General features: G+C 67.6%; 14 protein-coding genes and 5 tRNA genes. 16 read left to right on the forward strand and 3 right to left on the reverse strand.

Features of this window, described 5'->3' with window-relative positions; all coding sequences use genetic code 11:
- The 5 genes from ftsB to truD all read left to right on the forward strand — a co-directional run bounded on the left by ftsB (position 1) and on the right by truD (position 4022).
- Positions 1–336 carry a cell division protein FtsB gene (ftsB, locus tag RHOOR92_RS0101025; protein WP_027489338.1) on the forward strand — a complete coding sequence of 112 codons (336 nt, stop codon included), beginning with the start codon at positions 1–3 and terminating at the stop codon, positions 334–336.
- Positions 333–1031 carry a 2-C-methyl-D-erythritol 4-phosphate cytidylyltransferase gene (gene ispD / locus RHOOR92_RS0101030; protein WP_027489339.1) on the forward strand — a complete coding sequence of 233 codons (699 nt, stop codon included), beginning with the start codon at positions 333–335 and terminating at the stop codon, positions 1029–1031. The genes ftsB and ispD overlap by 4 nt, the downstream gene beginning before the upstream one ends.
- A 10-nt stretch (positions 1032–1041) precedes the next feature.
- Positions 1042–1515 (forward strand): 2-C-methyl-D-erythritol 2,4-cyclodiphosphate synthase, encoded by a 474-nt coding sequence (ispF, locus tag RHOOR92_RS0101035; RefSeq protein ID WP_007511174.1) that lies wholly within the window; start codon positions 1042–1044, stop codon positions 1513–1515.
- Positions 1512–2906 (forward strand): magnesium transporter, encoded by a 1395-nt coding sequence (mgtE, locus tag RHOOR92_RS0101040; RefSeq protein ID WP_007511176.1) that lies wholly within the window; start codon positions 1512–1514, stop codon positions 2904–2906. Before ispF ends, mgtE begins: the two co-directional genes overlap by 4 nt.
- Positions 2907–3011: 105 nt before the next feature.
- Positions 3012–4022, forward strand: coding sequence for a tRNA pseudouridine(13) synthase TruD (truD, locus tag RHOOR92_RS0101045; RefSeq protein ID WP_027489340.1), 1011 nt, complete (start codon positions 3012–3014; stop codon positions 4020–4022).
- Between the two features lie 96 nt (positions 4023–4118).
- On the opposite strand, the gene RHOOR92_RS0101050 is transcribed toward truD, so the two are convergent.
- Positions 4119–4664: a Smr/MutS family protein gene (locus RHOOR92_RS0101050; RefSeq protein ID WP_027484339.1), complete on the reverse strand. Its 546-nt coding sequence runs from the start codon at positions 4662–4664 to the stop codon at positions 4119–4121.
- Positions 4665–4804: 140 nt separating this feature from the next.
- Here RHOOR92_RS0101050 and surE point away from each other — a divergent pair, with 140 nt between their 5' ends.
- From surE to RHOOR92_RS0101070, 4 genes are read left to right on the forward strand one after another with little or no spacing between them, the layout of a single operon-like run.
- Positions 4805–5602 (forward strand): 5'/3'-nucleotidase SurE, encoded by a 798-nt coding sequence (surE, locus tag RHOOR92_RS0101055; RefSeq protein ID WP_027489341.1) that lies wholly within the window; start codon positions 4805–4807, stop codon positions 5600–5602.
- Between the two features lie 3 nt (positions 5603–5605).
- Positions 5606–6286, forward strand: coding sequence for a protein-L-isoaspartate(D-aspartate) O-methyltransferase (locus RHOOR92_RS0101060; protein WP_027489342.1), 681 nt, complete (start codon positions 5606–5608; stop codon positions 6284–6286).
- Complete coding sequence (locus RHOOR92_RS0101065; protein ID WP_007511219.1) at positions 6286–6897, forward strand: VTT domain-containing protein; 612 nt, start codon at positions 6286–6288, stop codon at positions 6895–6897. Before RHOOR92_RS0101060 ends, RHOOR92_RS0101065 begins: the two co-directional genes overlap by 1 nt.
- A gap of 52 nt (positions 6898–6949) precedes the next feature.
- Complete coding sequence (locus RHOOR92_RS0101070; RefSeq protein ID WP_027489343.1) at positions 6950–7951, forward strand: peptidoglycan DD-metalloendopeptidase family protein; 1002 nt, start codon at positions 6950–6952, stop codon at positions 7949–7951.
- Positions 7952–8015: 64 nt separating this feature from the next.
- Here the strand turns inward: RHOOR92_RS0101070 and RHOOR92_RS0101075 are convergent, their stop codons facing one another.
- Both RHOOR92_RS0101075 and yhbY read right to left on the reverse strand, forming a co-directional pair.
- Positions 8016–8384 (reverse strand): Mth938-like domain-containing protein, encoded by a 369-nt coding sequence (locus tag RHOOR92_RS0101075; protein WP_007511223.1) that lies wholly within the window; start codon positions 8382–8384, stop codon positions 8016–8018.
- Positions 8384–8680: a ribosome assembly RNA-binding protein YhbY gene (gene yhbY, locus RHOOR92_RS0101080; protein ID WP_007511225.1), complete on the reverse strand. Its 297-nt coding sequence runs from the start codon at positions 8678–8680 to the stop codon at positions 8384–8386. Before yhbY ends, RHOOR92_RS0101075 begins: the two co-directional genes overlap by 1 nt.
- 81 nt (positions 8681–8761) lie before the next feature.
- Between yhbY and rlmE the strand changes: the two genes are divergently transcribed.
- From rlmE to RHOOR92_RS0101115, 7 genes are all read left to right on the forward strand, one after another.
- Positions 8762–9412: a 23S rRNA (uridine(2552)-2'-O)-methyltransferase RlmE gene (gene rlmE, locus RHOOR92_RS0101085; RefSeq protein ID WP_007511227.1), complete on the forward strand. Its 651-nt coding sequence runs from the start codon at positions 8762–8764 to the stop codon at positions 9410–9412.
- Positions 9409–11367 (forward strand): ATP-dependent zinc metalloprotease FtsH, encoded by a 1959-nt coding sequence (gene ftsH / locus RHOOR92_RS0101090; RefSeq protein WP_027489344.1) that lies wholly within the window; start codon positions 9409–9411, stop codon positions 11365–11367. The genes rlmE and ftsH overlap by 4 nt, the downstream gene beginning before the upstream one ends.
- A gap of 270 nt (positions 11368–11637) precedes the next feature.
- Positions 11638–11714 (forward strand) — tRNA-Arg (locus tag RHOOR92_RS0101095).
- Between the two features lie 179 nt (positions 11715–11893).
- Positions 11894–11970: transfer RNA gene (locus tag RHOOR92_RS0101100), tRNA-Pro, on the forward strand.
- A gap of 25 nt (positions 11971–11995) precedes the next feature.
- Positions 11996–12072 (forward strand) — tRNA-Arg (locus RHOOR92_RS0101105).
- 13 nt (positions 12073–12085) lie between these two features.
- Positions 12086–12162, forward strand: a tRNA-His gene (locus RHOOR92_RS0101110).
- A 19-nt stretch (positions 12163–12181) separates the two neighbouring features.
- Positions 12182–12257, forward strand: a tRNA-Lys gene (locus RHOOR92_RS0101115).
- Positions 12258–12263 lie beyond the last annotated feature (6 nt).

The raw sequence follows: 12263 nt of genomic DNA on the forward strand, positions 1-12263 counted from the left end.
ATGCTGCGCTGGATCGCCCTGGTTCTGATCCTGCTGCTGATCGGCCTGCAGCTGAAGCTGTGGACCGGCAGCGGCAGCATGCACGAGGTGGACAGCCTGCGCGTGGCGGTGAAGAAACAGGCCGACGAGAACGCGAAGCTGCTGCAGCGCAACCAGGCGGTCGGAGCCGATGTGCTGGACCTCAAGCACGGTGACCAGGCGGTCGAGGCGCGTGCGCGCACCGAACTGGGGCTGATCAAGCCGGGCGAAGTGTTCTACCAGGTGGTCGAGCAACCGGCCCGCGCCGCCAGCTCGCTGCCGCCGCCGCCACCCGCCACGCCCGCCGGGTCGCCATGAGCGCGCCGGCGCTGTGGTGCGTGGTGCCGGCCGCGGGGCGCGGCACCCGGGTCGGCGGCGACTGCCCGAAGCAATACCTGCCGCTGGCAGGCCGGCCGCTGATCGCGCACACGCTGGAGCGGCTCGCCGTGCATCCGCGGATCGGCGGCCTGCTGGTGACGCTGGCCGCTGGCGATGCGCACTGGTCCAGGATCGGCACGCTCAGCGGCAAGCCGGTGCTGACCGCGGTCGGTGGGGCCGAGCGCAGCGATTCGGTGCTCGCCGGAATCGACGCCTTGCCGGCGTCGGTGGGTGCGGACGATTTCGTGCTGGTGCACGACGCCGCGCGGCCCTGCGTGCGGCTGGCCGACATCGGCAGGCTGATCGAGCTGGCCGGGGCGGCCGACGGCGGCCTGCTCGGCGCGCCGCTGCGCGATACGCTGAAGCGCGCCGATGCGGCCGGCCGCAGCGTGCAGACCGAGCCGCGCGACCTGCGTTGGCGCGCCTTCACGCCACAGATGTTCCGGCGTGGTCAACTGGCGGCGGCGCTGCGCGACGCCGCACGGCGCGGCGTGAACGTCAGCGACGAGGCGATGGCGATGGAGCTGGCCGGCTGCACGCCGTTGCTGGTCGAGGGCGCCGAGGACAACATCAAGGTGACCACGGCAGCGGATTTCGCGCTGGCCGAGTTCCTGCTTGCAAGGACAGTCGCATGAGGGCCGCCCCATGAGGATCGGACAGGGCTTCGACGTGCATGCATTCGGCGAGGGCGACCACGTCACCCTGGGTGGCGTGCGCGTACCGCATCGTCGCGGCGTGGTGGCGCATTCGGACGGCGACGTGGTGATCCATGCGCTGTGCGACGCGATCTTCGGTGCACTGGCGCTGGGCGACATCGGCCGGCATTTCCCGCCCTCGGACGAGCGCTGGCGCGATGCCGACAGCCGCCAGTTCCTGCGCCATGCGGCGATGCTGATGGCGCAGCATGGCTACACGCTGGGCAATGCCGACATCACCGTGATCGGCGAGGCGCCGAAGATCGGCCCGCACGCGCAGGCGATGCGCGAGAACCTCGCTGTCGACCTGGACAGCGAGGTCGGCCGCATCAGCGTCAAGGCCACCACCACCGAAAGACTCGGCTTCTGCGGCCGCGGCGAGGGGATCGCTGCGCAGGCGTGCGTCCTGCTGGAGCGCGCGTGACTGAAGTAGAGGCCCGCAGCGCCACCAGCCGGCTGCACGACCAGCTCGAAGCCATCGTCGAGGTGCTGCGCCGGCATGACGACGAAGGCCCGCTGCCGGCCGGATCGCAGGCCGAATTGCGCCGGCAACTGGACGAACTGCACCCGGCCGACATCGCCTTCATCCTCGAATCGCTGCCGCTGGACGACCGCCTGGCGGTCTGGCAGCTGGTCAAGGCCGACCGCGACGGCGAGATCCTGCTGGAAGTATCCGATGCGGTGCGCGAATCGCTGATCGCGGACATGGACCGCCAGGAGATCCTCGCCGCGGTCGAGCCACTGGACGCGGACGAGCTGGCCGACTTGGTCGAGGATCTGCCGACCGCGATGCTGCCGGAGCTGATGGCGAGCCTGGACACGCAGCAGCGCCAGCAGGTGCAGTCGGCGCTGTCCTACGGGGACGACCAGGTCGGCGCGCTGATGGACTTCGAGATGGTCACCATCCGCGAGGACGTGAGCCTGGAAGTGGTGTTGCGCTACCTGCGCCGCTGGGACGAGCTGCCGGCGCAGACCGACAAGTTGTTCGTGATCAACCACGACAACCTGCTCACCGGCGTGCTGCCGCTGCACTGGCTGCTGGTGAACCCGCCGGAAAAAATGGTCAGTGCGGTGATGGCGCCGGACGTCAACACCTTCCACCCCACCGACGATGCGTACGACGTGGCGCAGGCGTTCGAGCGCTACGACCTGGTGACCGCGCCGGTGGTCGACGAGAGCGGCCACCTGATCGGCCGCATCACCATCGATGCGATGGTCGACGTGATCCGCGAGGAAAGCGAGAGCGAAGCGCTCAGCCGCGGCGGCCTGCGCGAGGAGGAGGACATCTTCGCCTCGGTATGGGCCTCGCTGAAGAACCGCTGGGCGTGGCTGGCGATCAACCTGGTCACCGCGTTCATCGCCTCGCGCGTGATCGGCCTGTTCGAAGGCTCGATCGAGCGGCTGGTGGCGCTGGCCGCGCTGATGCCGATCGTGGCCGGCATCGGCGGCAACTCCGGCAACCAGACCATCACCATGATCGTGCGCGCGCTGGCGCTGAACCAGATCACCACCGAGAGCGCGAAGCGGCTATGGCGCAAGGAACTGACCGTGTCGCTGCTGAACGGGCTGGTCTGGGGCGGGGTGATCGGCGTCGTCGCGTGGCTGCTGTACGACAGCGCCTCGCTGGGCCTGGTGATGACCGCGGCGATGACGCTGAACCTGCTGCTGGCCGCGTTCGCCGGCGTCGGCATCCCGGTGCTGATGACGAAGTTCGGCCGCGATCCGGCGCTGGGCTCCAGCGTACTGATCACCGCGATGACCGACAGCGGCGGTTTCTTCATTTTTCTTGGCCTCGCCACCATCTTCTTGATGTAGGAGCCCGCTTGCGGGCGATGCTTTTGCTCTAGGTACTTCGGTGGAGATTCAGAGCAGAGCATCGCCCGCGAGTGGGCTCCTACAAAACTGACCGGACCTTTCGACGTGCAAGAACTTCCCCACGCCTTCGGCGAACCGCCACTGACCGCCCGACTGCGCAGCGCGCCGGAGGACTTCCAGGTCGAGGAGATCCTCGGCTACGACGCCGACGGTGCCGGCGAACACGCCCTGCTGTGGGTGGAGAAGCGCGGCGCGAATACCGACTGGGTGGCGCGAGAACTGGCGAAGTTCGCCGGCGTGCCGCCAGTCGCGGTGGGCTACGCAGGGCTGAAGGATCGCCACGCGGTGACCCGGCAGACCTTCTCCGTGCAGCTGGCGGGCAAGCCCGACCCGGACTGGTCGGCGTTCCCGCACGCGGAAGTGAAGGTGCTGGCGGCGACGCGGCATTCGCGCAAACTGAAGCGCGGCGCATTGCGCGGCAACCGCTTCGTGCTTGTGCTGCGCGAGGTGCAGGGCGACCGCGGCGCGGCGGAACAGGCGCTGCAGCAGATCGCCGCGCGCGGCGTGCCGAACTATTTCGGCGAACAGCGCTTCGGCCGCGAGGGCGGCAACGTGGCGCAGGCGCGGGCGATGTTCGGCGGGCGTCGGGTGGATCGCGGCCAGCGTTCGTTCCTGCTGTCGGCGGCACGCTCGCACATCTTCAATGCCGTGCTGGCGGCGCGGGTCGAGCGCGGCGCCTGGGACAGCCCGCTGGATGGCGAGATCTGGTCGCTGGCCGGCTCGCGCTCGTGGTTCGGGCCGGAACCGTTCACCGAACTGCTGGCCGAACGGCTGGCCCGCGCCGACATCCATCCGTCCGGCCCGTTGTGGGGGCAGGGCGAGCCGCCGAGCCAGGGCGAGGCGGGCGCGCTGGAGCGCGAGATCGGCGCGGCGAACGACGACCTGGCCGCCGGCCTGGCGGCGGCGCGGATGGACCAGGAACGCCGACCGCTGCGGCTGCTGCCGAAGGACCTGCGCTGGCGCTGGCTGGGCGACGACGCGCTGGAACTGTCGTTCGAGCTGCCGGCCGGCGCGTACGCCACGGTGGTCGTGCGCGAAGTGGCCTCGATCGCGTAGGAGCGCAGCCTGTCCGCAAGGGACTTCCTTCATCGCGTGCGATGCTTTTGATCTCGCATCGGGAAGAGCATTCGCGCACCGGACGCGCTCCTGCAGTCAGCCCCTGAGCAGGACGATCACCGCGCCGGTGCCGCCCAGCGCCGGTCGTGCCGAGGCGAATGCGATCACGTCGTCGCGTCGGCGCAGCAGGCGGTCGGTGAGGCCTTTCAGTACCGGTCCGGCGGCTTTCGAGCGCAGGCCCTTGCCGTGCACGATGCGCACGCAGCGCAGGCCGTGCTGTTTCGCCTCGGCCAGGAAGGCGACGATGCTGGCCTGCGCGGCGGCGGCGTTCATCTGGTGCAAGTCGAGGTCGTCCTGCACGCTGAACTGGCCACGCTTGAGCTGGCGCAGCAGCTTCGGCGGGTAGCCATCGCGCAAGTAGCCCAGTTCCTCGCCGACTTCGAGCAGGGCCGGGTCAAACGCCATGTCCAGCAGTTCGCCGGGCACGGCGGCTTCGTCCGCGTCCAGCATGTGCGGATGCGGCGCGGGCTTCGCCGCCGCTGGTGGCGGCGCCACCGGGTCGAGCGGGCGCACGTCGCCGATCGCCTCGCGGAACAGGCGGCTGTCGTCGTCGTTGACCCGTGCAGGTGGGCGGCGCTTCATGTCGGCATGCTAAGTCAAAGCGCGCAGCGGATGCCCGGACGATGTGAAACCCATGCCGCGCTCCGGTAAACTCGACGGGTGTGGCGCGCGCCGTGAGGTCATGGACCAGCGTGTCCGCAGTCAGCTTTCGACGGAGCATCATGCGAGTTCTGGTCAGCAACGACGATGGCGTGGATGCACCTGGCATCCACGTGCTTGCCGAGCGCCTCGGCGAAGTGGCCCAGGTGACGGTGGTGGCGCCCGACCGCGATCGTTCCGGCGCCAGCAATTCGCTCACGCTCGATGCGCCGCTGCGCGTGCTGCCGATGGGCAACGGCTACTACCGCGTCGCCGGCACGCCGACCGATTGCGTGCATCTGGCGCTGGCCGGACTGCTGGACGAAGAGCCCGACATGGTCGTCTCCGGCATCAACAACTCGGCGAACCTCGGCGACGACGTGATCTATTCCGGCACGGTGTCGGCGGCGATGGAAGGGCGCTTCCTGGGGCTGCCGGCGATCGCGGTGTCGCTGGTCAGCCACGACCACAAGGGCGTGCATTACGACTCGGCGGCGAAGGCGGTGCTGCTGCTGATGCAGCGGCTGCTGGTCGATCCGCTGCCGGCCGACACCATCCTCAACGTCAACGTGCCGGACCGGCCGTGGGCGCAGATCGAGGGCTTCGAGGTGACCCGGCTGGGTCGCCGCCATCGTGCCGCCCCGTGCATCGCGCAGACCGACCCGCGCGGCCGGCCGATCTGGTGGATCGGTCCGGCCGGCGAGGTGGACGATGCCGGTCCCGGCACCGATTTCAATGCCGTGCGGCGCGGCTTTGTTTCGGTCACGCCGATCCATGTCGACCTGACCCGCTTCCAGGCGCTGGAGAAGGTCAGCAGCTGGATGCAGCCGCTGAGCGACGCGATGGCGGTAGGCCGGACCAGCAACGACGAGGCGGCCTGAGCCATGACCACGTATCCATTGCCTGCCGCGGACCTGAAAGGCGAGGGGATGACCTCGCAGCGCGCGCGCGATCGCCTTGCGGCGACCCTGAAGGATGGCGGCATCCGCGATCTGCGCGTGATCGAGGTGATCCGCAACCTGCCGCGCCACCACTTCATCGACCAGGCGCTGCATTCGCGCGCTTACGAGAACGACGCGCTGCCGATCGGCCACGGCCAGACCATCTCGCAACCGTGGGTGGTGGCGCGCATGACCGAGGCGCTGCTCGAGTTCGGGGTGCCGCAGAAGGTGCTGGAGATCGGCACCGGCTCCGGCTACCAGGCGGCGGTGCTGGCCGCGCTGGTGCCGCAGGTGTTCACCGTGGAGCGGATCGAGGCGCTGCTGCGCCAGGCACGCCGGCGCTTCCGCCAGCTCGGCCTGGCCAACCTGCGTTCGCGCTACGACGATGGCAAGCTCGGCTGGCCGGACGAAGCGCCGTTCGACGCGATCATCCTCACTGCCGCCGGCGACACCATTCCGACCCGCATCCTCGACCAGCTCAGTCCCACCGGCGTCTTGGTGGCGCCGGTCGGCTCGCCGAGCCGGCAGACCCTGATCCGCATGCACGGCGATGGCAAGGGCGACTTCATCCAGGAGGAACTGGGCGCAGTCAGTTTCGTGCCGCTGCTGGGCGGGATCGGCTGATGCGTCTGTTCGGGGCACTTTATGCGCGTGCACTGACTTGGGCGCGCGAGCCGCGGGCGCTGTATTACCTGTCCGGGCTGAGCTTCGTCGAATCGTTCATCTTCCCGATTCCGCCGGAAGTGATGCTGGCACCGATGATGCTGGGCAAGCGGCACAAGGCGTTCTTCTTCGCCAACGTCAGCCTGCTGTTCTCGCTGCTGGGCGCGCTGGTCGGCTACGTGCTGGGCCATTGGGCGTTCCATGCCTTGCGGCCGGTGCTCGATGCGCTGCACCTGCTGGCACCGATCGAGCAGGGCGTGGCGACCTTGAGCCGGCAGATGGTCGAGCATCGCTGGGGCATGTACGGCGTGCTGATCCTGGCCGCGCTGCAACCGGTGGTGCCGATGAAGTTCGTCACCTGGGCGTGCGGCATCATCGGCGTGCCGATCCTGCCGTTCCTGGCCTGCATCGGTGTTGGCCGCGGCAAGCGCGTGTGGTTGCTGGCGTTGCTGATCCGCCTGGTCGGCGAGCGTGCCGAGCGGATCCTGCACGAACACATCGAACGGATCGGCTGGGCCGCGCTGGTGCTGCTGGCCCTGCTGCTGCTGGTGTGGTGGTTCTGGTTGCATTGAGCAGCCGCGACGCGGAGGGCAGCGTCGCATGAAAAAGGCCGCCCGCCTCGCTATGCTGGTGCGCATGGACCGATATCTTTCGTGCTGCGCAACCCTGGCCGTGACGCTGCTGCTTGCCGCTTGCGGCACCATGCGCAGCTCGGTCGTGGTGGAACCGGTGGCTGGCGGCTACGACGAGCACCGACCTGTCGCGTCGACACCGGCCCGTACCCCGATTCCCGGCGGCAGCTATGCCGTGGCCAAGGGCGACACGCTGTATTCGATCGCGTTCCGCAAGGGCGTGGATTTCCGCGACCTGGCGCAATGGAACGGGATCGCCGCACCGTACACGATCTGGCCGGGGCAGCGGCTGACGCTTTCGCCGCCGGCAGGACGTGCCGCCGCACCGCCGGCAGCCGCGCCCGTGCATGCCGGTGGCGCATCCGTGCGTGCCGCCGGCGCATCCGCGTCGAGTGCGCCGGCGACGTCGGCGCCGGTATTCGAGCCGGTGGCGGCGCCGGCTTCTCCCTCCGCGGCCCCGTCCGTGGAGGTGCCGGGCACCGCCACGGCGAACGTGCCGCCAAGGCCGGTCGCGCCCGCCGTCGCAGCGACGTCCGTCGTGCCGGTGGCAGGCGTGCCGACCGCCGCGCCGGCGAGCATGCCGCCGCCGGCGCCCGCGGCCGCCGGGGTGTCACGCGTGGTCAGCCACGTGCAATGGCGCTGGCCGGCCGACGGCAGCCTGGTGGGGCGTTTCCAGAGTGGCGACGCGATCCCCGGCATCGAGATCGCCGGCAAGTCCGGCGACCCGGTGCGTGCCGCCGCCGATGGCGTGGTGGTGTACAGCGGCAACGGCCTGGTCGGCTACGGCGAGCTGGTGATCATCAAGCACAGCGACAGCTTCCTGTCCGCCTATGGCCACAACAGCAAGCGCCTGGTCAAGGAAGGCCAGCGGGTCAGCATGGGTCAGCAGATCGCCGAGATGGGGTCGACCGGGACTACCCGCAACGAGCTGGAATTCCAGATCCGCAAGGACGGCAATCCGGTCGACCCACTGGGCTATCTGCCAGGAAGGTAAGCTCTTTGTGAATAGTGCGGCCATGGATGGCCGCCCGTGTGATTTTCGCGAGCAGGGACGAGCGCTAAAGAATGAACGCGGCGATCACCCGTCGCCCTTCGCCGGCCAGCAGGTTGTAGGTGCGTGCGGCGGCAGCGTTGTCCATCACTTCGATGCCGATGCCCTTGCGCAGGAAACCGGCCATGAAGGCCGCGGCCGGGAACGCCTGGCGTTCGCCGGTGCCCAGCACCACCAGTTCGGGCCGCAATGCCAGCACGGCTTCCACGTGGCCGGCGTCGAGCGCCTCGACGGCGGTGACCGGCCAGTCCTCGACGGCCCGGTCCGGCGCCAGCAGGAAGCTGCGGGTGATCTCGCGGTCGATCAGGGTGATGCCGCGTGCGCCGACACGACGCACGTAGATATAGCCTTCGGGGCGTTCGAGCGACAGGTCCATCAGCGTGGCAGGGCGATCTTCGGCTCGTCGGCGTTGCGCCGGAACAGCACCACGACGTGGCCGATCTGGTGGATCGGCTCGGCCCCGGTGCCATGGGTCAGTACGTCGATCTGGGCCTGCCGCTCGTCCTTGTCGCCGCCTGACAGCTTCACCTTGACCAGCTCGTGGATATCCAGCGCCTGGCCCAGTTCCTTCACCACGGCGTCACTGGCACCCTTGTTGCCGAGCAGGACGACCGGGCTCAGGTCATGGGCGAGGCTGCGCAGGTAGCGGATCTGCGAGGGGGAAAGGGCCATGCGGCAGTGCTCGATTCGCGGTCAATGAACGGCAAAGGGTATCATGCGCCAACCCGTTCCCCAATCGGCGACCGTGACAACATGGCCCGCAGCAAGAGCAGCGCAGTCTGGCTGCGCGAACACTTCAACGACGAATACGTGAAGAAAGCCCAGTCCGAGGGCCTGCGTTCGCGTGCGGTGTACAAGCTGGAGGAGCTGATCGAGCGCGACCGCCTGCTGAAGCCGGGCATCAACGTGGTCGACCTCGGCGCCGCGCCGGGTAGCTGGTCGCAGCTGGTGCGCAACCGGCTGGGCGACAGCGGCAAGGTGTTCGCGCTGGACATCCTGCCGATGCAGAGCATCGCCGGGGTGGACTTCCTGCAGGGCGATTTTCGCGAGGAAGCGGTGCTGCACGAGCTGGAATCGCGCCTGGCAGGGCTCAAGGTGGATCTTGTACTGTGCGACATGGCCCCCAATATGAGTGGCGTGGCACTGGCCGACCAGATCCGCGCCATGGATCTGGCCGAATTGGCGCTGGATTTCGGCCGGCAGTGGCTGAAGCCGGGCGGCTCGTTCCTGATCAAATTGTTCCAGGGCGTCGGCTTTGACGATTACTTGCGCAGCTTGCGCGCGGACTTCACCCGCGTAACCATGCGTAAACCTAAGGCCTCCCGCGCACGTTCGCGTGAGGTGTACGCACTGGCGGTGGGCCGCAAGCCCGCCCCGGTGTCACCGGGCGAGAACCGTGCATGAATGAAACAGCGAAAAACGTGTTGCTCTGGGTGATCATCGCGGTGGTCCTGTTCACCGTGTTCCAGAGCTTCAATCCGCGCGGCGCGACCTCGTCCGACCTGCCTTACAGCTCGTTCGTGCAAAGCGTGGACAACGGCAACGTCGCCAATGCCACGATCAGCGCCGACCAGCCGGCCACCATCAGCGGCAAGCTGAAGGATGGCAGCCCGTTCCGCACGGTCGCGCCGATGCTCGGCTTCTCCACCAACGAGGTGGTCAAGCAGATGCAGGACAAGGGCGTCGAGGTCCGCCAGGATCCGTCCGAGGGCTTCTCGCTGATCGGCTTGCTGGTCAGCTGGCTGCCGGTGCTGCTGATCGTGGGCGTGTTCATCTGGTTCATGCGCCAGATGCAGTCCGGCGGCAGCGGGCGTGGCGCGATGAGCTTCGGCCGTTCGCGCGCCAAGCTGCAGGGCGAGGACCAGATCAAGGTCAACTTCAGCGACGTCGCCGGTTGCGACGAGGCGAAGGAGGAGGTCGGCGAACTGGTCGAGTTCCTGCGTGACCCGGGCCGTTTCCAGAAGCTTGGCGGCAAGATTCCGCGCGGCGTGCTGATGGTCGGCCCGCCCGGCACCGGCAAGACCCTGCTGGCGAAAGCCATCGCGGGCGAGGCCAAGGTGCCGTTCTTCGCGATCTCCGGTTCCGACTTTGTCGAGATGTTCGTCGGTGTCGGCGCCAGCCGCGTGCGCGACATGTTCGAGCAGGCCAAGAAGCACGCGCCGTGCATCATCTTCATCGACGAGATCGACGCGGTCGGCCGCCATCGCGGCGCCGGCCTGGGCGGCGGTCACGACGAACGCGAGCAGACTCTGAACCAGTTGCTGGTCGAGATGGACGGCTTCGAGGGCACCGAAGGCATCATCGTGATCGCCGCGACCAATCGCCCCGATGTGCTGGATCCGGCGCTGCTGCGCCCGGGCCGCTTCGACCGCCAGGTCGTGGTGGGCCTGCCCGACGTGCGAGGCCGCGAGCAGATCCTCAAGGTGCACATGCGCAAGGTGCCGACCGCCAGCGACGTCAATGCGATGACCATCGCACGCGGCACGCCCGGCTTCTCCGGCGCCGACCTGGCCAACCTGGTCAACGAGGCGGCGCTGTTCGCCGCGCGCGAGAACGCGCGCGAAGTGCGCATGAGCCACCTGGACAAGGCGCGCGACAAGATCCTGATGGGCACCGAGCGCCGCTCGATGGCGATGAGCGAGGACGAGAAGAAGCTTACCGCCTATCACGAGGCCGGCCACGCCATCGTCGGTCGGCTGGTGCCCGAGCACGACCCGGTCTACAAGGTCACCATCATCCCGCGCGGGCGTGCGCTGGGCGTCACCATGTACCTGCCCGAGGGCGACAAGTACAGCATCAACCGCGTGGCGATCCAGTCGCAGCTGTGCTCGCTGTACGGCGGGCGGGTGGCCGAGGAGCTGATCTTCGGCGCCGACAAGGTCACCACCGGCGCCTCCAACGACATCGAGCGGGCGACCAAGATGGCGCGCAACATGGCGACCAAGTGGGGGCTCTCCGACGAACTGGGGCCGATCACCTACGGCGAGGACGAGGACGAGGTGTTCCTCGGCCGTTCGGTGACCCAGCACAAGAGCATCTCCAACGAGACCGCCAGCAAGATCGACGAAGTGGTGCGCGGCATCCTCGATCGTGCCTATGCACGCAGCAAGGAGTTGCTGACCGCGAACCTCGACAAGCTGCATGCCATGGCCGAAGCCCTGCTGCAGTACGAGACGATCGACGCTCACCAGATCGACGACATCATGGCCGGGCGCGTACCCGGGCCGCCGTCCGACTGGACGAAGAACGCATCGACTGGCGCTACGCCGCCGCCTCCTCCGCCGAAGGGTGGCGCTGACTCGACCGTCGGCAAGGTCGGCGACCCGGCACCGCAGAGTCGGATTGGCCTGGACGGCTGAGCGCGGTTTGGACGGCCATACGATGCAACGAAAGAGGGCAGCGAGTGGTTGCCCTCTTTCGTGTACGGGCGTTTTTTGTGGCGCCTGTGTGCAGGTGCTGCCTGGAGGCGTGGCGCGCCGCAAGCCGTCACCTGCCGGATGTGAATAAACCAGAGAAGAAATTTCACGAAAAGGGTTGACGCAAGCGGGCGGAGCCTGAATAATTCCGCTCCTTGCTTCACCGCCTCGGTGTCCAGACATCGAAAGCTGCAAGGCAAAGGTTTTTTTAGTGCGCCCGTAGCTCAGTTGGATAGAGTACCTGGCTACGAACTAGGTGGTCGGGAGTTCGAATCTCTCCGGGCGCACCATTTTTATTCTGCGAGACGGGGTGCTTGCGCCCCGTTTTGTTTTCAACGGGAAGCTGTACGGTTCTCCGCGAAAAGGATGATCAAGAAACACAAGGTGTGCTTCGATACGGATTGACTGAGCGAGGCGGCACCCGTAACATTTCAAGGCTCCGGTGGTGGCACGGCCGGTGATTCGAAAGCGGGGTATAGCTCAGTCTGGTAGAGCGTTGCGTTTGGGACGCAAAAGTCGGGGGTTCGAATCCCTCTACCCCGACCAGCGAAACGTTCTACCTGCAGCGACTGCGCCTGTAGCTCAACCGGATAGAGCATCGGCCTTCTAAGCCGACGGTTGCAGGTTCGAGTCCTGTCTGGCGCACCAGTATCGGTCGATGGTGGATGTAGCTCAGCTGGTTAGAGTCCCGGATTGTGATTCCGGTTGTCGTGGGTTCGAATCCCATCATCCACCCCAGTTTCAACCCAGGTTTCCTGGGCCGTTAGCTCAGTTGGTAGAGCAGTTGACTCTTAATCAATTGGTCGAAGGTTCGAATCCTTCACGGCCCACCAATCCAA

Origin of the sequence: Rhodanobacter sp. OR92 (assembly GCF_000427545.1) — a bacterium.
Lineage (GTDB): Bacteria > Pseudomonadota > Gammaproteobacteria > Xanthomonadales > Rhodanobacteraceae > Rhodanobacter > Rhodanobacter denitrificans.

Excerpts from the sequence above, each read along its gene's own strand:
- ftsB (WP_027489338.1), top strand. The coding sequence starts at position 1 with ATGCTGCGCTGGATCGCCCTGGTTCTGATCCTGCTGCTGATCGGCCTG.
- RHOOR92_RS0101070 (WP_027489343.1), top strand. The coding sequence starts at position 6,950 with ATGCTGGTGCGCATGGACCGATATCTTTCGTGCTGCGCAACCCTGGCC.
- RHOOR92_RS0101075 (WP_007511223.1), bottom strand. The coding sequence starts at position 8,384 with ATGGACCTGTCGCTCGAACGCCCCGAAGGCTATATCTACGTGCGTCGT.
- ftsH (WP_027489344.1), top strand. The coding sequence starts at position 9,409 with ATGAATGAAACAGCGAAAAACGTGTTGCTCTGGGTGATCATCGCGGTG.
- ispD (WP_027489339.1), top strand. The coding sequence starts at position 333 with ATGAGCGCGCCGGCGCTGTGGTGCGTGGTGCCGGCCGCGGGGCGCGGC.
- RHOOR92_RS0101065 (WP_007511219.1), top strand. The coding sequence starts at position 6,286 with ATGCGTCTGTTCGGGGCACTTTATGCGCGTGCACTGACTTGGGCGCGC.
- surE (WP_027489341.1), top strand. The coding sequence starts at position 4,805 with ATGCGAGTTCTGGTCAGCAACGACGATGGCGTGGATGCACCTGGCATC.
- rlmE (WP_007511227.1), top strand. The coding sequence starts at position 8,762 with ATGGCCCGCAGCAAGAGCAGCGCAGTCTGGCTGCGCGAACACTTCAAC.
- ispF (WP_007511174.1), top strand. The coding sequence starts at position 1,042 with ATGAGGATCGGACAGGGCTTCGACGTGCATGCATTCGGCGAGGGCGAC.
- RHOOR92_RS0101050 (WP_027484339.1), bottom strand. The coding sequence starts at position 4,664 with ATGAAGCGCCGCCCACCTGCACGGGTCAACGACGACGACAGCCGCCTG.
- RHOOR92_RS0101060 (WP_027489342.1), top strand. The coding sequence starts at position 5,606 with ATGACCACGTATCCATTGCCTGCCGCGGACCTGAAAGGCGAGGGGATG.
- yhbY (WP_007511225.1), bottom strand. The coding sequence starts at position 8,680 with ATGGCCCTTTCCCCCTCGCAGATCCGCTACCTGCGCAGCCTCGCCCAT.